Origin of the sequence: Halomonas sp. McH1-25 (assembly GCF_022348165.1) — a bacterium.
Classification (GTDB): Bacteria; Pseudomonadota; Gammaproteobacteria; order Pseudomonadales; family Halomonadaceae; genus Modicisalibacter.
Genome location: NZ_JAKRFI010000010.1, coordinates 1 through 17,869 on the forward strand (window position 1 = coordinate 1; position 17,869 = coordinate 17,869).

The 17,869-nt window shown below is 61.2% G+C and carries 19 protein-coding genes and 1 pseudogene; 2 read left to right on the top strand and 18 right to left on the bottom strand.

Features of this window, described 5'->3' with window-relative positions; translation table 11 throughout:
• Positions 1–125, bottom strand: a pseudogene (locus MHM84_RS19410) (electron transfer flavoprotein subunit beta/FixA family protein); the annotation flags it as partial.
• A gap of 426 nt (positions 126–551) precedes the next feature.
• Here MHM84_RS19410 and MHM84_RS19415 point away from each other — a divergent pair.
• Positions 552–2,210 (top strand): electron transfer flavoprotein-ubiquinone oxidoreductase, encoded by a 1,659-nt coding sequence (locus MHM84_RS19415; RefSeq protein ID WP_239268600.1) that lies wholly within the window; start codon positions 552–554, stop codon positions 2,208–2,210.
• A 63-nt stretch (positions 2,211–2,273) separates the two neighbouring features.
• Here MHM84_RS19415 and MHM84_RS19420 read toward each other — a convergent pair whose 3' ends face one another.
• The 16 genes from MHM84_RS19420 to MHM84_RS19495 form a co-directional block, all read right to left on the bottom strand.
• Complete coding sequence (locus tag MHM84_RS19420) at positions 2,274–3,113, bottom strand: sulfurtransferase (RefSeq protein WP_239268344.1); 840 nt, start codon at positions 3,111–3,113, stop codon at positions 2,274–2,276.
• The gene (locus tag MHM84_RS19425; RefSeq protein WP_239268346.1) at positions 3,110–5,308 is read right to left on the bottom strand and encodes an ATP-dependent helicase; all 2,199 of its coding nucleotides are present in this window, start codon (positions 5,306–5,308) and stop codon (positions 3,110–3,112) included. The genes MHM84_RS19420 and MHM84_RS19425 overlap by 4 nt, the downstream gene beginning before the upstream one ends.
• A complete protein-coding gene (locus MHM84_RS19430; protein WP_239268349.1) occupies positions 5,305–5,865 on the bottom strand; it encodes a DUF1285 domain-containing protein in 561 nt (186 codons plus the stop codon). Before MHM84_RS19430 ends, MHM84_RS19425 begins: the two co-directional genes overlap by 4 nt.
• Before the next feature lie 22 nt (positions 5,866–5,887).
• Positions 5,888–6,715 (bottom strand): TatD family hydrolase, encoded by an 828-nt coding sequence (locus tag MHM84_RS19435; protein ID WP_239268351.1) that lies wholly within the window; start codon positions 6,713–6,715, stop codon positions 5,888–5,890.
• Positions 6,716–6,815: 100 nt separating this feature from the next.
• Positions 6,816–7,151, bottom strand: a complete 336-nt coding sequence (locus MHM84_RS19440) for a PilZ domain-containing protein (RefSeq protein ID WP_239268354.1) — start codon at positions 7,149–7,151, stop codon at positions 6,816–6,818.
• An 83-nt stretch (positions 7,152–7,234) separates the two neighbouring features.
• The gene (locus MHM84_RS19445; protein ID WP_239268356.1) at positions 7,235–8,218 is read right to left on the bottom strand and encodes a DNA polymerase III subunit delta'; all 984 of its coding nucleotides are present in this window, start codon (positions 8,216–8,218) and stop codon (positions 7,235–7,237) included.
• Positions 8,209–8,868, bottom strand: a complete 660-nt coding sequence (gene tmk, locus MHM84_RS19450) for a dTMP kinase (protein WP_239268359.1) — start codon at positions 8,866–8,868, stop codon at positions 8,209–8,211. Before tmk ends, MHM84_RS19445 begins: the two co-directional genes overlap by 10 nt.
• Before the next feature lie 11 nt (positions 8,869–8,879).
• Complete coding sequence (gene mltG, locus MHM84_RS19455) at positions 8,880–9,881, bottom strand: endolytic transglycosylase MltG (protein ID WP_239268361.1); 1,002 nt, start codon at positions 9,879–9,881, stop codon at positions 8,880–8,882.
• Positions 9,882–9,897: 16 nt separating this feature from the next.
• Positions 9,898–10,701: an aminodeoxychorismate lyase gene (gene pabC, locus MHM84_RS19460; protein ID WP_239268363.1), complete on the bottom strand. Its 804-nt coding sequence runs from the start codon at positions 10,699–10,701 to the stop codon at positions 9,898–9,900.
• Between the two features lie 8 nt (positions 10,702–10,709).
• Positions 10,710–11,948 (bottom strand): beta-ketoacyl-ACP synthase II, encoded by a 1,239-nt coding sequence (fabF, locus tag MHM84_RS19465; RefSeq protein WP_239268365.1) that lies wholly within the window; start codon positions 11,946–11,948, stop codon positions 10,710–10,712.
• Between the two features lie 179 nt (positions 11,949–12,127).
• Positions 12,128–12,361, bottom strand: a complete 234-nt coding sequence (gene acpP / locus MHM84_RS19470; protein WP_011506901.1) for an acyl carrier protein — start codon at positions 12,359–12,361, stop codon at positions 12,128–12,130.
• 100 nt (positions 12,362–12,461) lie between these two features.
• The gene (gene fabG, locus MHM84_RS19475; protein WP_239268367.1) at positions 12,462–13,205 is read right to left on the bottom strand and encodes a 3-oxoacyl-ACP reductase FabG; all 744 of its coding nucleotides are present in this window, start codon (positions 13,203–13,205) and stop codon (positions 12,462–12,464) included.
• Positions 13,206–13,222: 17 nt separating this feature from the next.
• Positions 13,223–14,185, bottom strand: a complete 963-nt coding sequence (fabD, locus tag MHM84_RS19480) for an ACP S-malonyltransferase (protein WP_239268369.1) — start codon at positions 14,183–14,185, stop codon at positions 13,223–13,225.
• Between the two features lie 12 nt (positions 14,186–14,197).
• A complete protein-coding gene (plsX, locus tag MHM84_RS19485; protein ID WP_253574067.1) occupies positions 14,198–15,289 on the bottom strand; it encodes a phosphate acyltransferase PlsX in 1,092 nt (363 codons plus the stop codon).
• Positions 15,290–15,325: 36 nt separating this feature from the next.
• Entirely contained in the window at positions 15,326–15,496 is a 171-nt protein-coding gene (rpmF, locus tag MHM84_RS19490; RefSeq protein WP_019018656.1) for a 50S ribosomal protein L32, read from the bottom strand.
• A 32-nt stretch (positions 15,497–15,528) separates the two neighbouring features.
• On the bottom strand, positions 15,529–16,056 hold the full coding sequence (locus MHM84_RS19495) for a YceD family protein (protein WP_239268372.1): 528 nt from the start codon (positions 16,054–16,056) through the stop codon (positions 15,529–15,531).
• Between the two features lie 124 nt (positions 16,057–16,180).
• Here MHM84_RS19495 and MHM84_RS19500 point away from each other — a divergent pair, with 124 nt between their 5' ends.
• Entirely contained in the window at positions 16,181–16,774 is a 594-nt protein-coding gene (locus MHM84_RS19500; protein ID WP_239268374.1) for a Maf family protein, read from the top strand.
• 8 nt (positions 16,775–16,782) lie between these two features.
• Here MHM84_RS19500 and sppA read toward each other — a convergent pair whose 3' ends face one another.
• A complete protein-coding gene (gene sppA / locus MHM84_RS19505; RefSeq protein WP_239268377.1) occupies positions 16,783–17,859 on the bottom strand; it encodes a signal peptide peptidase SppA in 1,077 nt (358 codons plus the stop codon).
• Between the last annotated feature and the right edge of the window lie 10 nt (positions 17,860–17,869).

The window sequence follows — 17,869 nt, forward strand, 5'->3', positions numbered from 1 at the left end:
GCGATCTCGCAAAACGGATTCATGGCCATCTTGACGTTGGTAAGGTCGACGTCGGAGTGATCCGCCTTGACGCGGATCTTGACGTTGTAGTCGATGACGCGTTTGACCGCGACGAGTACTTTCATGGCGTCCTCGTTAGGTTTTCGCTCGATATAACTGGCTGTTATAGATTCATGCAAGCGTTTGATAGGGAGTCGAAGCCGTATGAAGCGTAGTTTGCCACAGCTTGTTAAGGGGCCCAATACGGCCATGCACAAGCTGACGGCACCTATTGACTAAGCATATCACTAGCACGAAAGCAGAGTGGAAGCAAACGACCGTTTTAAATATAGTGTGAGCCAAGCAGAGTATCTAAGCGGTGTCTTGGGAGTCAGGCAGCAACGTGCCCGACCCTGCCTATACACGATATGATATGACGCAGTGAAACGACTGCAGTACAGGACATCGACACCAGTGGCCTGTATCGATTCATAAGAATGACAGCCATGACTACGGTGCCGCCGCACGATGGCACCGCTCGACCGAGGAGATGATACGTGGAACGCGAACACATGGACTTCGATGTGGTCATCGTCGGCGCCGGCCCCAGCGGCCTGGCCGCCGCTTGCCGTCTGATGCAGCAAGCCAATGAGGCCGAGCGCGAACTCAGCGTCTGTGTGGTCGAAAAAGGCTCCGAGGTCGGCGCGCACATCCTTTCCGGCGCCATCTTCGAACCGCGCGCCCTCGATGAGCTGTTTCCTGACTGGGCCGAACGTGGCGCACCCTTGAACACGCCGGCGATACGCGACGAGGTCTATCTTCTCAAGGATGCAAGCTCCGCCCGCAAGCTGCCCAACGCTCTGGTGCCCAAGACCATGCATAACGTCGGCACCCCCGGCGCCGAGAGCGGACAGAACTATGTGATCAGCGCCGGCAACCTGTGCCGTTGGCTGGGCGAGCAGGCCGAGGAACTCGGCGTCGAGATCTTCCCCGGCTTTGCCGCCCAGGAGGTCCTGTACGACGAAGGCGGCACGGTGCGCGGCATCGTCACGGGCGACATGGGCGTGGGTGCCGATGGCGAGCCCAAGGATGGCTACATGCCCGGCATGGAACTACGCGCCAAATACACGCTATTTGCCGAAGGCGCTCGCGGTCATCTCGGCAAGCGCCTCATCGAACGCTTCGACCTGGCCAAGGGGCGTGATCCGCAGCACTACGCCATCGGCTTCAAGGAGCTCTGGGACGTTCCCGCCGACCGCCACGAACCCGGTCTGGTCCTGCATGGCTCCGGCTGGCCGCTGGACAAGGACACTCACGGTGGCTTCTTCCTCTATCATGCCGAGAACCAGCAAGTGGTAGTCGGCCTGATCGTCGATCTCGCCTACCGGAACCCCTACCTGTCGCCCTTCGACGAATTTCAGCGCATGAAGCACCATCCGCTGCTCAAACAGTATCTCGAGGGCGGCTCCCGCGTAGCCTATGGAGCGCGGGCGATCACCAAGGGGGGCATCAACTGTTTGCCGAAGATGACGTTCCCGGGCGGGCTGTTGATCGGCTGCGATGCCGGCACGCTCAATTTCGCCAAGATCAAGGGACTGCATACGGCCATGAAGTCGGGCCTGGTCGCGGCCGAGACGGTGTTCGAGGCCATCCAGGACGGCGGCGATGAAGGTGGCCAGGAGCTCACGTCCTTTACCACCCGTTGGGAGCAGAGCTGGGCCTATCGCGAGTTGCGCGAGACTGCCAACTTCGGCCCCGCGATTCACAAGTACGGCACGCTAGTGGGCGGGGCTTACAACTTCATCGATCAATGGCTGGGCGGCAAGCTGCCGGCAGTCCATGACACGACGCCCGACCATGCCAAGCTGGAAAAGGCCGCCAAGAGCCGCAAGATCGACTATCCCAAGCCCGACGGCAAGCTGTCCTTCGACAAGCCTTCCTCGGTCTTCCTCTCCAATACCAATCATGAAGAGGATCAGCCAAGCCATCTTCGCCTCAAGGATCCTGCCATCCCGATTCGCGACAATCTGCCGACCTTCGACGAGCCGGCTCAGCGCTATTGTCCGGTCGGTGTCTACGAGGTGGTCGAAGGCGACGACGGCCAGCCGAAGTTCCAGATCAATTTCCAGAACTGCATCCATTGCAAGACCTGTGACATCAAGGATCCGGCACAGAATATCGAGTGGGTGGCACCGGAGGGCGGCGGCGGCCCTAACTACCCGAACATGTAAGATTGCATCGGCATGCCTGGGCATGCCGATGTTTTAGCGTTCGTCGCTCAAGTCGGCATTTAGTCAGTTGCCGGTCGCTACCTGACGTTCAGGGTCACGTATCCAATGACTCCACGACCCGGCATAAAGCCGGGGCAAGGGGCGACCGGCGATCGCGTAGGCAAGAATGTTATGGCAGGCGGTGATTCCCGATCCACAGTAACTGGCTAGCTGATCCGCGTCAGGCAGCTCGGCATCGAGTTGCTCGGATGACTTGAAGCGCCCCCGCTCGGTAAGGTTCGCCGAACTCGGCCGGCATACCGCCCCGGGAATGTGTCCCGCCACAGGGTCGATGGGCTCGCTCTCGCCGCGAAAACGTTCCGGCGAGCGTGCATCCACTTTCGTGACCGCCGAATCCGCCACTTCATCCGCGTCGCAGAGTGCCTCACCATTGAACCCAGGTTGCCAATCTCCTGGGGAAACAGGGGAGCGCTCGGCCGGCAATCGCTCGACTGCCATTTCTCCTCCCGCGTCGAGCCAGGCCTGCAGTCCACCATCGAGCACCTGCACATTCGGGTGACCTGCCCAGCAGGCCAGCATCCACCAGGCACGGGCGGCCGCCAACTGGCCTCCGCGGTCATCGTAGACCACGATAGGTAGCGAAGCACTCAACCCAAGGCGCTTCACGGTGCAGGCGAAAGTAGCTGGCGAGGGCAGCGGATGCCGGCCATCTTCGCCGGCCGCAGCAGCCATGTCGCGGTCGAGATCGAAATGCACGCTACCGGGAATGTGGCCTCCCTCCCACAGCTGCCGACCGGCCTGCGGCGACTCCAGGCGCGCACGGCAGTCCAGGATAAATGGCGCGTTATCACTGGCCATGGCAGCACGCAGCGTGGTGGCGTCGATCAGACAATCTGGTTTCATGCAGGCGACCCTCCTTGTAGCACTTCGAGCGGTGAGCGGCGAGCGATCAAGCGACGACGGCCGGCGTGCACGAAACGGACATCGACCACCGGGTTGTCCGGATCGCCTTCGACGACCAGGATTTCACCATGGCCGAACACATCGTGGCGAACCTGCTGCCCCGGGCGGTAGTGTGCCGCTGGCTCTGCCACCCCTGCTCCATTGCGAGGCACGACTTCCAGCGATCGCTCGATGCCCAATGCGGCGAAGTAACGGCCGACAAGCGACGGCACCTCTACGCCGAGCGTTTCATCGCCCTTCTCTTGCAACGCCTGAGCGACGCGATTGCCGTCCTGCCAGGCGCTCTCGGCCAGGAAACGACTGGGACGATGATCACCGGCATCGTGCAGCATCAGCAAACGCTCCTGCGCTCGGGTGATGGCAACGTAGAACAAGCGGCGTTCTTCCTCGAGCCGCTCTTCATCCAGCGGATTATCTTTACTGTAGTAGGGAAAATCTTCCTCGTTCATTCCCCACAGCACGACCAGCGGCCATTCCAGGCCCTTGGCGCCATGCACGGTGGTGATCAGCACCCCATCGCCCTGATTCTCCAGCGGCCGATGCTGCCGTTCGATGAGCTCGTCCGGCGCGAGAGCAAGTTCGTCCGCTTGCTCGATCAACACATCGAGCAAGCGGACGTCCTCCTCGCCTTTCTCGCGACGCGCAGCAGCACGCTTCAGGATCTTCTCGGCTTCCAAGCGTTCGACTACGAGCTCCAGCAACTTCGCCGGCGCCAGCCCTGCCAGCCTGGGCAACTCACAGAGCAACTCCCAGCGCCGCTTGAGCGTACGACGCTGGGCAGGCTTGAGCGAGGCAAGAAGCGCATCCTGGCGCTCGGGCCAACGCTGTGTCTGCGCCAAGTGAAGAGACAATGCCTGGAGGCGTTCACGCGCCACGAACGACGTCGGTTGCGACAGCAGCAGGAGAAGATGAGCAGGCTCTTGCAGTAGCCTGGCGTCGCGACTCAGCCGCAAATAGCCGGCCAGGGCCTGGACCAGTGGCAGACGAAACACGAAGCGCTCTTCTCGCGCCAGCCGGAAAGGAACTCCGGCACGCAAGAGCTGGAGCTGCACGGCAACCGAAAGCGCCCAATTCCTTACCAGCACGCAGGCTTGATGGAGAGGGCGGCCTTGGCGTTGCCAAGCCTGGAGCTCATCGACGAGACGAGCGGCGCCCTGCCCTGCATCGATGACCGTCAATGGGTTTTGCGGCGCCGCCACGCACAGTTGATCGGGGCGACGGCGATTGCCACGGATGGCATGGTTGGCCGTCAGCGCCAGGGCGTGCCCATGCCGGAACGTCGTCGATAGCGGATAGTCCGTGGCCTGACCGAAAGTCGCCTCGAAGCGTTCGAGCATGTAGTCGGGACGGGCGCCCCGCCACTCGTAGATACACTGATTGGCGTCACCGACCGCCATGACCTCGGCGCGCGTCCCCGCCAGCAGCGAAAGCAGTCGCTGCTGGGCTTCATTGATGTCCTGATACTCATCGACGATGACGTGATCGAGAAACCCCTGGACACGACCGCGGGCCTCCTGATCCTCCTCCAGGCAACGAAGCGGACGATAGAGAAGGTCGGCATAGGTCATACGCCCGTGCTGTTCGAGCAGCGCCTCATAGTGATCGAAGGCCTCGACGAAATGCCGTGTATCGGGACCGAAATCCAGGCGCTCATAGAATTCGGCTGGCGTCGCCATCTCCGCCTTGACCAAATCGCAAAAATTGCCCAATGCCTCGAGACGCTCCGCCTCCAACGCAGCGTCACGCATCGAACCGTCCGCCGCTTCCAGGCACCTGTGCACGGCCTGACGCAGCAGGCGTTCGCGCTGCCAGTCGGCAGTCAGCAATTCCCGGGGCGGGAGCCACCCCCAACGTGTCAGGCTCTGAGTCAGGCGATGGCCGATGGAATGGAACGTGCGCACCTCGGGCAATGGCCGGCCGGGCGGCGCCATGGCAACGAGCTTGGCGGTGAAATCCTCGCGGGCGGCCCGGTTGAACATCAGCACCAGGATGCGACGTGCCGGTACGCCCTGTTCGAGGAGATGCAGGACACGAGCGACCAGCGTCGTGGTCTTGCCGGCACCGGCCACGGCGGCGACTCGCGCATGTCCTTGTCGATGTCGAACGACGGCCCACTGTTCTGCAGTCAGCTTCACAGCAGCTCCGTATCGATCCGCCCCAATGGCTGCCAACTTCCGCCACTAGTCAATCCGAGCTCGATGCCTGCTCCTTGCTGGTGCTGGTCGGCAAGCTCGACCAGCCGGTAGAAGACATTGCGATTCATCCGTGCGTTCAGTCCGAAGCGCACCGCCACTTCCGGGACAGGTTCACCATGCGGCGTCATGCTGATTGTCAGTCGGCGCTCATCGTCCAGGCGCACTCTGTCGCCCACGTTGGTTACCAGCCACCAAACAGTGGCTCCCGACTCATTGGAGGATTCTGCATCGACGACCAGAAAGGGACGATCCTCGACGCAAATGCGCATCTTCTCTACCGGGGTCACCAGATAGTAGTCGCCATCGCTTTCGCGGCGCAGTACCGTCGACAGCAGCCTGACCAGGCGTGGCCGGCCGATGGGTGTGCCCTCGTGCACCCAGACGCCGTCGCTGCGTATCGTTAGATCCATGTCGCCACAGAAGTCGGGGTTCCAGCGCTCGATCGGCGGTATTTCACCGTTGGCTTCGATGTGGGACAGCAACGGGTCCAGCGACATGTGCCTTCTCCTTGCAGGATTGTCAGATCAGCTTGGCATCGGCGAGCATTTGGCGCATTTCAGCAGATGCCTGAGGCGCTGCAGCACGGAAAAGTCGGAAGAAGTTGACCGTGGTCTGCATGGCCACTTCATCGACGCTGATCCCCCGCTCGCGTGCGATGCATTCTGCGACTTCAACGACCCATTGCGGCTCGTTGGGTTTACCCCGATGCGGAACCGGCGCCAGATAAGGACTGTCCGTCTCGATCAGTAGGCGATCCAGAGGAACCGACCTCGCCAGTTCACGAATCGACTCGGCATTGCGAAAGGTGACGATTCCCGACAAGGAAATGAAGAACCCCAGCCGGACCGCCTCTCGGGCCATGTCCAGGTCTTCGGTGAAGCAGTGCAGCACACCGCCAACGGCAGGGTCGGTATGCTCACGAATCAGCTGAAGGGTCTCCTCGCGGGCGTCGCGGGTATGCACGATCACCGGCAGCTCGAGTTCGGCTGCCGCCTGCAGGTGCCGCCTGAAACGCTCGAGCTGTACGTCTCGGGCAATCGTATCGTAGTGATAATCGAGACCGGTCTCGCCGATCGCCACGGCATCGAAGCGCTCAGCGCAGGCTTTGATGGCCTCGACGCTCGGCTCTTCGCCTACCTGATGCATGGGGTGGACCCCCGCTGAAATGACGACATCCGCATGGGTACGCGCGATGCCCGCCAAACGTTCGACGTCATCGAGAGTCACGGCGATGGCCAGGAACTGACTGATACCGCGTTCGCGAGCCGCGTCGAGCGCCCTGTTCAGGCTGCCTTCGTAGGCGGTCAGATCGAGACGGTCGAGGTGGCAATGGGAGTCGACAAACATGCACGTTGCTCGGAATAATCAATGAATCGAAGGGCGAACCGACGGGTCGCCGGTGAGACAGCGGCCGGTCGGCCACATCTACCCGGCGCCGGATAGGTCACTAAAACGTATAGGTGGCTGCGCCTTTATCCAGCTGTCCAGCCAGGCGGTTTTCGATACGGTCACGAACCGGCTGGTCATCTGCACTGAACTGGATGCCGATGCCCGGCACCCGGTGCCCCGAAACGCCGGGGGGCGAGAGCCAGACGACATTGCCAGTCAGCGGCAAACGCTCGCTCTCGTCAGGCAGGGTCAACAGCAGGAAGACCTCTTGCCCGAGCGTGTAACGCTCCTGCGTAGGCACGAAGATACCGCCACGCTCGAGACTCGGCATATATGCGGACAGCAGCGTCTGCGTGTCTCGGATGGTCAGAGACATGGCCTTTTTGCCCACCATTGGTTCGTCCCTTATCAATCGTTCAACGACCACGTTACGAAAACCGGCATCGCTTGCCCAGCGCCAATACGCAACGCCGCTCGTCAGGAGCGCAATAGCGCCGACCAGCGAACCAGCCAGGCTTCGAGTACGAGCTGGGGGTTGGGGTTGCCCCCCGCCACCAGCAGACGACGCTGCTCGCGAGCATAATCCAGCAACCGAAACCAGTCGCGTACACGGGCATTCTTCACCGCTTGGCGATAAAGCGGCAGCAGGTCCGGATTGCGCACCCGTTCGCTGTCACCGGACAGCCCCAGGCGAATCAGGTCCTCGAGCCAGGCGATACCGTACCACAAGATACGCTCGACAGCCTGTCGCTCGAGCCTTGCCGCCTCGGCGACAGGCTCGCCGCCACGTACCAACGCATCGAACAGATCCTGCAGTTCCTGACGCAGTCCACGCGCCTCCGGAGCTGCAAGTTCGCGTGCCAGCAAGGGCAAACCACCTGCGACACGCAACCAGAAAGCCGCTTCCTGAGTGTCCTCCAGAATCTCGCCGAGCCAAGGCAAACAGGCCTTGCTGTCGGGCACGCCCAGTGCCCAATGCTGACAGCGAGACCTGATGGTGGCCAACATCCGAGAAGGTACATCGGCGAGCAGCAGAAACAAGGTACGCTCTCCCGGCTCCTCGAGGCTTTTCAATAGCGCGTTCGCCGCCGCAACGTTCATCGCCTCGGCCGGCTGCAGGACAACGACGCGGTACCCACCCTGCTGAGCCGTCTGGGCCACGAAAGCATTGACTTCCCGAATCGGATCGATACGGATCTGGCGGCTCTTCTCTTGCGGGGAAATGCGCATCAGATCGGGGTGATAGCCCGCCTTCAGCATCTGGCAGCCATGACACTGGCCACACGCCGTCCGTTGCGGATTGCGGCACAAGGTGCGCGCCGTGAGCGCATCCGCGAAAGCCTGCTTACCGACACCATGAGCACCGGAGACAAGCAAGGCATGAGGCAGCTTCGCCCGGTCCTGCAAGTCGATCAGCCGTTCCCAGAGTTCGCGTTGCCAGGGCAGTGGACTCATTTCCATACAGCGAGCCTTTGTTCGAGACAGGCACGAATTGCGTCTTCCACTTCCGTCAGTGACCGTGCCGCATCGATGAGGGCAAAACGTTCCGGCGCCGACCGGGCACGCTGCAGATAGGTATTGCGCACCGCATCGAAAAACGCCAGGTGCTCCTGCTCGAAACGATCGCGCTCGGCGCCGCGCTGCGTGACACGCTGCTGCGCAGCGTCGGCCGGCATGTCCAGCAGAAGCGTCAGATCGGGCTGCAAGCCCTGCTGGACGAGGCACTCCAGACGTTCGATACGTGACGTGTCGATTCCACGCCCTCCTCCCTGATAGGCGAAAGTGGCATCGGTGAAGCGGTCGCATACCACCCATGCGCCTCTTGCCAATGCAGGGCGGATCTTGCAGGCAAGATGCTGAGCTCGTGCGGCAAAGACCAGCAACAGTTCGGCATCGTCACATAACGGTTCGTCTTCGGTCGTATCCAGCAATAGGCGCCGAATAGCCTCACTGCGGGGAGTCCCGCCCGGTTCACGGGTCTTGACCACTTCAATACCGCGGGCTTCGAGGAATTCGCAGACCTTCGCCAGGTTGGTACTCTTGCCGACGCCCTCCCCACCTTCGAGCGTAATGAAGCGACCTTGGCGGTACTCTTGCGTGTCGTTATGCATGCATCCTGCCATCAGCGATTCAGAATGTAACGCCGCACAGCGGCATTATGCTCGTTAAGCGTACGCGAGAAATGGTGACTGCCGTCCCCTTTGGCCACGAAGTACAAGGTGTCCCCCTCGGCCGGGTCAACGGCCGCCTCGAGCGCTGCACGCCCAGGCAAGGCGATCGGGGTAGGCGGCAAAGCATCGATCACATAGGTATTGTATGGCGTGGGACGGCGCAGATCGGCACGCGTGATATTGCCATCGTAGTCGTCGCCCATGCCATAGATGACGGTCGGGTCGGTCTGCAATCGCATGCCCTGCTCGAGACGGCGCACGAACACACCGGCTATCTGGCGGCGCTCCCCATCGACGCCCGTCTCGCGTTCGATCAGCGAGGCCATGATCAGCGCTTCGTAGGGAGTTTCGAGGGGCAAGCCCTCATCCCGTGCTTCCCAGGCCTGGGTGAGTTCCGCCTGCATGCGCTCATAGGCCTGGCGCAGGATGTCCAGATCGCTGATTCCCTTGTGATAACTGTAGGTATCCGGAAAAAAACGCCCTTCGGGATGCTGGTCGGGATATCCCAACTCGGCCATGACTTCTTCATCGCTCATGCCATCGGTCAGCTGGGCTAGCTTGGGTGCCGCGGCCAGAGCGTCTCGCATGTCGTCGAAGGTCCAGCCTTCGGGAACGGTCACGGCATAGGTCACGACCCGGTCGCTACTCAGCAGCGCGAGGAGTTCGCGCCCACTCATGTCCGGCTCGATCATGAACTCTCCGGCCCGCAACTGCGGCAAGCCATCCGGCGATAGACGCGCCAGCACCTTGAACGGCCAATCCTCACGGATGATGCCCCGCTCTGCCAGATCCGCCATGATGCGCTGATAACTGGCGCCGCGCGGTACCTCATAGAGCGTCGACTCCTCGACGGTCACCGGCGCATCGAGACGCGATTGCCAGTACGCATAGGCGCCATACGCCAACGCCGCCACGAGAACGGTCAACGTCACAAACAGTTTCAACAAACGCATGCGGTTTCCTTAACGATCAGGCCGGCGCTGGATAGCCTAGCAGGGCATGAGCCTCGGCCTGCAGCGATCGGTCGAAAGACGGCACGGACCACTCACGCAGCAATGTCCCCGATGGATCCATCAGTGAGGCAATTGGCCAGACGCCCTGTACTGAGTTGCCTAGCCATAGGCTGTCCGCTTCGAAAAAAACGTCGTGGCCACGCATGACTTCATGCAATTCGAATGCATCGAGCAAGCCTGCACGCAACGTCCCGGCGACACCGCATTCCGCCAGTCTCGGCGTTTCCCACCGGCCGTCACACAACCAGAACAGGTTCATGCTGGTGGCCTCGATCACGTGGCCGCGACAATCGCTCAGCAATCCCTCGGCAATCTCGGGATCGCTCCACTCCTGCCGCGCCAGGACATTCTCGAGACGATTGAGGTGCTTGATTCCCGCCAGGCGAGGCTGACTGCCCAACGTGAGATCGCACAGCCTTACTCGAACGCCCTCCGCCCAACGCGTCGGCTGGGGCACGAACGGCACCGAGCGCCAGCGTAGCCGGGGGGCGGCACGCTCGGGCGGCAGATAGCCTCGCCCTCCGCTACCTCGAGTCAACAGAAGCTTGAGGACATGCAGACCCGGATCCGACTGCACAGCCAGCTCATCCAAATGCGCACGGCCGGGAAAGGCGATGCCTAGACGACGACAGCCTTCCTGCAGGCGAGCCATATGCTCTTCCCACAGCAACGGCCGGCCATCGCGTACTAGAACCGTCTCGAAGAGACCGTCGCCGTAGGCCAGGCCACGGTCATCGAAAGGTACCGCCTCGTCGGCCATCGCCCTGCTCAGACTCGCCCGAAGACCAACGAACCATTGGTCCCGCCGAAGCCGAACGAATTGGACAACGTGTATTCCAGGGCCAGTTGGCGCGCCGTGTGGGGCACGTAATCGAGCGTGCAGCCTTCCTGGGGGTTGTCCAGGTTGATGGTCGGCGGAGCCACCTGATCACGCAGGGCGAGGATGCTGAAGATTGCCTCGACGGCGCCTGCCGCCCCCAGCAAATGACCGATCATCGATTTGGTGGAACTGACCGCAACAGATGCTGCCGCCGCGCCCATTACCCGCTCGATAGCCCGGCTTTCGGCCAAGTCACCGGTCGGCGTGGACGTGCCATGGGCATTGATATAGCCGATCTGCGCCGGATCCACCTGAGCATCGCGGATGGCATTGGCCATGGCCGCGGCCGCACCACGACCGTCCTCGGGAGGCGCCGTCATATGGTAGGCATCGTCGCTCATGCCGAATCCTTTGATCTCGGCGTAGATGGTCGCCCCACGCTGCTTGGCGTGTTCGTACTCCTCGAGTACCAGCACGCCTGCGCCATCGGAAAGCACAAAGCCATCACGATCGCGGTCCCAGGGACGACTCGCCGCCTCTGGATCGTCGTTACGGGTCGATAGCGCTCGCGCCGCAGAAAACCCGCCGAGTCCCAGGGGGGTAGTCGCCATTTCGGCCCCCCCACAGAGCATGATGTCGGCATCGCCATAGGCAATGGTGCGCGCCCCATAGCCGATATTATGGGTACCTGTGGTACATGCAGTCGTGATGGCGATGTTAGGCCCCCGGAAGCCATATTGAATGGCCAGGTTGCCCGCAATCATGTTGATGATGGAGCCCGGCACGAAGAAAGGGGAAATTCGACGCGCCCCGCCCTTGTTGAGGGCATTGTGATTGTGCTCGATCATCGGCAACCCACCGATGCCCGACCCGATAGCCACACCAATGCGGTCGGCATTGCGCTCATTGCACTCGAAACCGGCGTCTTCGATTGCCTGACCACCCGCTGCGATCCCGTATTGAATGAACAAGTCCATCTTGCGGGCATCTTTGGGGTTCAGATAGGGACTGATATCGAAATTCTTGATCGACCCACCAAAGCGCGTATTGAATCCGCTGGTATCGAAATGCTCGATCGGGGCAATGCCGCTCTTGCCTGCCAGAATATTGGCCCAGCTATCCTTGACGGTGTTACCTACCGGCGTCACCAGGCCCAACCCGGTCACCACGACCCTTCTACGAGGCATTTGCTCTCCTCCAGATATCCATGTTCGGCACGCACCTGGAAGGCACTTGCCGCGCTGCGCGCATTATACCCGAAGCATACCGGCTATGTGGCACTGGCGCATAAAACGAAAGCCGTCCTGCAACGCAGAACGGCTTTCTGGAGCTTCATCGAGGCGGTCACCGACCGCACTCATATCGCTTACTGGTGAGCAACGACGTAATCGATTGCTTCCTGAACAGTGGTGATCTTCTCGGCTTCCTCATCGGGAATTTCGGTATCGAATTCCTCTTCGAGCGCCATCACCAGCTCGACGGTATCCAGGGAGTCCGCGCCGAGATCTTCAGTGAAGGAAGACGTGTTCTGGATGTCCTCTTCCTTGACGTTCAGGCGCTCGGCCACAACCTTCTTCACGCGCTCTTCGATGGTGCTCATTATGTCGTTACTCCTAGTGGTACATATCCGCCAGCTAAAAACTGCCGGGTAGTTTATAGACGGCCCCAAGACGACGCAACCAAGGCGTCCTCATGTGACCTCAACGCATATTCATGCCGCCATTGACTTGCAGCGTTTCGCCAGTGATGTAACCGGCGACGTCACTGGTCAAAAAACCGACAGCCGCAGCGATCTCCTCGGGCTTGCCCAGCCTGGATAGAGGAATCTGGCCCAACAGGGCCTCATGCTGCGACTCCGGCAGCGCTTCCGTCATGTCGGTGGCAATGAAACCGGGGGCTACGGCATTGGCCGTAATTCCTCGAGAAGCCACTTCGCGGGCCAGCGCTCGAGTGAAGCCTTCCATGCCCGCCTTGGCGGCAGCATAGTTGGTTTGGCCAAGGTTGCCCATGGTGGCCACGACCGAACTGATATTGACGATACGACCAAAGCGCGCCTTGGTCATGCCACGCACGCAAGCCTTGGTAACGCGATAGACGGATTTGAGATTGGTATCAAGGACGTCATCCCACTCGTCCTCTTTCATGCGCATCAAGAGATTGTCGCGTGTAATGCCAGCGTTGTTGACCAGGATAGTCGGTGCCCCGTATTCGTCGCCAATCGACTTGATCAAGGCATCGACGCTGGCCTGATCGGTAACGTTGAGGACCCGACCGGCACCCTCGATGCCATTCTCCCTGAGATCGGCATCGATCTTCTGGGCCCCTTGCTCACTGGTCGCGGTTCCGATCACTACCCGGCCCTGCCGGCCAAGCTCATGGGCGATGGCACGACCAATGCCCCGACTCGCCCCAGTGACCAGTGCCACTCTCCGTTCGCTCGTCATAAACGTTCCTGAATGAGTCATGAATCTTGCTGACTGGCGGAATCGCGCGCGAGCTCGAGCGCGGCTGCCAGACTGTCCGGATCGTTGACCGCCAATCCTTTCACACTTCGGGCGATCCGCTTGTTGAGCCCGGTCAGCACCTTACCCGGCCCACATTCTATAAACACTTGCGCCCCCAGACCAATCATTGACTCGACGCAGTTCGTCCAGCGCACGGGACGATAGAGCTGTTCGACCAAGCGCGTGCGCAAGGTTTCGATATCGGCATGCGCCTGAGCATCGACATTCTGCACGACCGTATAGCGCGGCGCTTTTAGATCGATTTCCGCCATGGCCTGGTCGAGCCGTTCGGCAGCGGGTCTCATCAGATCGCAGTGGGACGGCACGGATACCGGCAGCGGGAGTGCCCGCTTGGCCCCCGCCTCCTGGCAGAGTGCAATGGCGCGATCGACCGCCGCTTTCTGGCCGGCCACGACGACCTGGCCGGGTGCATTGTAGTTGACGGCAGAAACGACTTCACCCTGGGCGGCGTCACGACAGGCTTTTTCGACAGCCTCATCGTCGAGCCCGAGCACGGCCGCCATAGCGCCCTGGCCTACCGGCACGGCCTCCTGCATGGCTTCGCCACGCAGCTGGACCAAGCGTACCCCTTCGGCGAAGCCCAGCGTGCCGGCACAGACCATGGCGCTGTATTCACCCAGGCTATGCCCGGCCATGGCCACGGGACGCGGACCTTCAAGCTCCTGCCAGACGCGCCAGATAGCTACGCTCGAGGTCAACAGAGCAGGCTGCGTGCAAGCAGTCGCATTCAGGGCCTCTTCGGGCCCCTCCTGAACCACTTTCCACAGGTCGTACCCCAGTGCCTCGGACGCTTCTTCGAAGGTCGTCCTCACCACACTGTAGCGCTCGGCCAGCTCCCGCAACATTCCAATGTGCTGGGAGCCCTGTCCCGGAAATACGAGGGCCAGGGATTGGGTCATGACATTCACCTTTCAGGATGGAAATTCATCGGGTCTCGACGTGGTCGGTAAACCTCTATCCCGTGGACCGCATGCGACCCACGGGATAGAGGTCCGCTGCCCCAACTCGCACTCCAGCAAACGAGGCAAATTGATACTGACCTCCTGAACCGCCCGGGACACTGCGCAAGCGAACCCCTGCGCATCGGCACGACCGTGGCTCTTGACGACGATGCCCGACAACCCAAGCAGACTTGCACCATTGTAGCGCACCGGATCGAGCTGCCGCTTCAGACGCAACAGCGCCGGCTTTGCCAATAGCCCGACCAGACGGCTCCCCCAATGGGCACCGAACGTTGCCTGGGCACGCTCGATGAGCATGCGTGCCAACCCCTCGCTGGACTTGAGGACGATATTGCCCACAAAACCATCGCACACCACGACATCGGCCTCGCCGCTGAACAGACCGTCGCCTTCGATGAAGCCAAGGTAATTCATGCCGTCGCCCAGACTGCGCAACAGAGCATCGGCCTGGCGTACATTGGCCGGCCCCTTGGTCGCTTCGACGCCCATATTGAGCAGAGCGACACGCGGACGAGTCAGGCCATCGATGCAGCGTGCCGTCACCTCACCCATCACGGCAAACTCGACGAGTCGCTGTGCGCTGGACTCGATGTTCGCTCCCATGTCGAGCATGTAACAGCGGCCGCCTCCTTGTGTAGGGATGGCGGTGCTGATGGCTGGCCGGGGGATGCCGGCCACCATGCCCAACGTGCGTCTTGCCAGTGCCATCAACGCACCGGTGTTACCGGCACTGACGCCGGCCACTGACTCGCCCTTGGCGACATCCTCCAGCATCATGGCCAAGCTCGTATCATGCGCTGAGCGCAACGCGACGGACGGCTTCTGGGCTTGAGAAATGACATTCGGCGAATGAATCACAGCCAAACGAGATTCTGCCCTACGCAAACGCGAGGGCAGTTGATCGAGTTCGGCCGTCAGAATGTCGCTGGGCCCGAACAGGCGCAGCGTTAGCTCGGGATGCACATGCAGAGCTTCGGCAGCTCCCCTGACGGTGGCACGGGGACCTAAGTCCCCGCCCATCGCATCAATGGCGATCTGCACGGCTAGCTAGCAAACCTTGTCCGAGGGGACGCCGACTTAAGCGTCGACGACCTTGCGACCGCGATAGAAGCCATCCGGAGAAACGTGGTGACGGCGATGCGTAGTACCGGTTTCCTTGTCCTGGGACAGGGTCGGTGCAGAAAGCGCATCGTGACTACGGCGCATGCCACGCTTGGAACGGGTCTTGCGGTTCTGTTGAACTGCCATGAGATATCACTCCAGAGTGTATCGAGGTTGATTTACTGTTTGTCCTTCAACTTACGCAATACGTCGAAGGGGCTTGCAGCCGGCGTATTCGAGCCCTCGGAGGCCGTACCGCTGGTCAGCTGATCGCGCGAAACGGAACATTCCGCTTCGTCGTGGTATACCACCTGCGGCAGGCTGAGGATCAATTCATCCTCCAACACAGCCAACAGGTTGAGCTGTTCGTTTTCCACCACCACCGGCTCGTAGGCATTGGGCAACTCTGCCGCCACGCCATCGCTGGTGACGATGCCCAACTGAAAACGGCTCTCGACGGATACCGGCAGCGGCTCCAGGCAACGGCGGCAGGCCAGGTCGACATCCGCCTTGAGCCAGCCATCGATGAAGCGTCGGCCCTGAGCATCGACGCCGAAATCCAGACGAACTTCGCAAGCGCCTTGCTGCTCGCCGGCCTCTTCTTCGAGACGAGGCATGCTATCGAGGGAAACACAGCCCTCGAGGCGTTCGGCATTTGCGGCCAGCCGGTACGGCTCGACCTGTAGGGGAAGTCTAGTGGTCAACATAGGCGCGCAATAATAGGGATTCCCCCCGATACTGTCAAAGCGATGAACGCATCATTCTATACAACGCTCGCCCACACCCGGCAAACTGGCCCTAAAAACCGGCACGAACAGGGAACCGACAGACATGCACGATCCTTCACGCCTGGTCCTCGCCTCGGGATCACGCTGGCGGCGCCAGCTCCTTGACCGCCTGCAGATTCCGTACACCTGGGCCAGCCCCGACATTGACGAAACGCCTTTGCCGGGAGAAGCGCCGGAGGCGCTGGTCCGTCGCCTGGCGTTGGCCAAGGCGGAACGTTTGGCTGAGGACTACCCGCAACATCTCATTATCGGCTCGGACCAGGTCGCCGTATTCGACGACGTGATTCTAGGCAAGCCCGGCAACGCCCCGACAGCACGCGAACAGCTAAGGCGTTTCTCGGGACAGCGCGTTCGGTTTTTGACCGGCCTGGCGCTGATCGATACCTCTCGCGCCATGCATCGCGTATGTCACGAGTCCTACACGGTGCTGTTTCGACAACTCAGCGAGCAGGAAATCGACCGTTACGTTGCTCTCGAACGCCCCTTCGAGTGTGCCGGCAGCTTCCGGATGGAAGGCCTGGGCATCGCCCTGTTCGCGCGCCTCGAAGGCGATGACCCCAACATCCTTATCGGCCTGCCACTGATCCGACTCTGCCAGTTGCTACGCGAGGCAGGCCTTGACCCACTGGGCTCGTAAGCCTGGGCTCAGGGTAGCTCGTAGCGTACGGGCGAACTCGCTTGCGGAATGCCGAACCAGTGGGCCGCGACACGCCCCAGTTGGCGCGACAGCTTCTCGAACGGATCGAGCCCTGGCGTGTAATCGCGCGTGCGCACCTCGCCAAGACTTTCTCTAGCAAGCTGATCCAGGCTCTTCAGCCCATCGACCAGGCCCAGCGCTTGGGCCTGCTCTCCGGTCCAGATCAGACCGCTGAAAAGCGCTGGATCATCGGCCAGCCGTTCTCCACGCCCCGTCTTGACGTCAGCGATGAACTGCTGATGCGTCGTTTCCAGCACTTGTTGCCAGAAACGGCGCTGATCCGGCTCGATATCGCTGAAGGGGTCGAGAAACGCCTTGTTTTCTCCCGCAGTGAAAACACGCCGCTGGATACCCAGCCTTTCGATCGCCTGCTCCAGCCCAAAGCCGGCATAAATCACACCGATCGACCCTACCATGCTGGCCGGCGCGGCATAGATATCGTCGGCGGCGGCCGCAATGTAATAGGCGCCACTTGCGCCGATGTCTTCGATAACGGCATAAATGGGCTTGGTACCCGCTTCCCGTAGGCGACGGATCTCCTGATAGACTCGTTGCGACTGTACCGGACTGCCGCCGGGACTATTGATGCGCAGCACGATGGCCACCGTCTCCGGGTCATTCCAGGCACGCTGCAATCCTTCGGTAATGCGGTCGGCATTGGCTTCGGCCTCGGCATCGATCACGCCTTCGACACGCACCACGCCAAGATGCTGGCCGATCGGCGACGGCGACACATCAGCCAGGAATAGGCTGTAGATGCTCAACGAGAGGGAGGCCAAAATCAGCGCAGCGAAGAAAAAACGAAAGAATAGTTTCCAGCGTCGCGAGCGCCGTTGCTCGGTCAGCACACCGTCAATCCAGCGGTCCATCATCTCTAGCTGCGCCAGTCGCTGACGTTCGCGCAGGGTGTCGGCATCGTCACGCCCCGAGGACGGCACTGTGCCCTGCTCTAGCTGGGCGTCAGCCTCCTCACGACTCACCTCGGGCCCCTCGGTCCATTGGTCATAACGTTTATCGTCGCTCATCTATGTCTCA

Coding starts and splice junctions, on each gene's coding strand:
- MHM84_RS19415 (WP_239268600.1), top strand. CDS start 552: ATGGACTTCGATGTGGTCATCGTCGGCGCCGGCCCCAGCGGCCTGGCC.
- MHM84_RS19420 (WP_239268344.1), bottom strand. CDS start 3,113: ATGAAACCAGATTGTCTGATCGACGCCACCACGCTGCGTGCTGCCATG.
- MHM84_RS19430 (WP_239268349.1), bottom strand. CDS start 5,865: ATGTCGCTGGACCCGTTGCTGTCCCACATCGAAGCCAACGGTGAAATA.
- MHM84_RS19435 (WP_239268351.1), bottom strand. CDS start 6,715: ATGTTTGTCGACTCCCATTGCCACCTCGACCGTCTCGATCTGACCGCC.
- MHM84_RS19440 (WP_239268354.1), bottom strand. CDS start 7,151: ATGGTGGGCAAAAAGGCCATGTCTCTGACCATCCGAGACACGCAGACG.
- MHM84_RS19445 (WP_239268356.1), bottom strand. CDS start 8,218: ATGGAAATGAGTCCACTGCCCTGGCAACGCGAACTCTGGGAACGGCTG.
- tmk (WP_239268359.1), bottom strand. CDS start 8,868: ATGCATAACGACACGCAAGAGTACCGCCAAGGTCGCTTCATTACGCTC.
- mltG (WP_239268361.1), bottom strand. CDS start 9,881: ATGCGTTTGTTGAAACTGTTTGTGACGTTGACCGTTCTCGTGGCGGCG.
- pabC (WP_239268363.1), bottom strand. CDS start 10,701: ATGGCCGACGAGGCGGTACCTTTCGATGACCGTGGCCTGGCCTACGGC.
- fabF (WP_239268365.1), bottom strand. CDS start 11,948: ATGCCTCGTAGAAGGGTCGTGGTGACCGGGTTGGGCCTGGTGACGCCG.
- acpP (WP_011506901.1), bottom strand. CDS start 12,361: ATGAGCACCATCGAAGAGCGCGTGAAGAAGGTTGTGGCCGAGCGCCTG.
- fabG (WP_239268367.1), bottom strand. CDS start 13,205: ATGACGAGCGAACGGAGAGTGGCACTGGTCACTGGGGCGAGTCGGGGC.
- fabD (WP_239268369.1), bottom strand. CDS start 14,185: ATGACCCAATCCCTGGCCCTCGTATTTCCGGGACAGGGCTCCCAGCAC.
- rpmF (WP_019018656.1), bottom strand. CDS start 15,496: ATGGCAGTTCAACAGAACCGCAAGACCCGTTCCAAGCGTGGCATGCGC.
- MHM84_RS19495 (WP_239268372.1), bottom strand. CDS start 16,056: ATGTTGACCACTAGACTTCCCCTACAGGTCGAGCCGTACCGGCTGGCC.
- MHM84_RS19500 (WP_239268374.1), top strand. CDS start 16,181: ATGCACGATCCTTCACGCCTGGTCCTCGCCTCGGGATCACGCTGGCGG.
- sppA (WP_239268377.1), bottom strand. CDS start 17,859: ATGAGCGACGATAAACGTTATGACCAATGGACCGAGGGGCCCGAGGTG.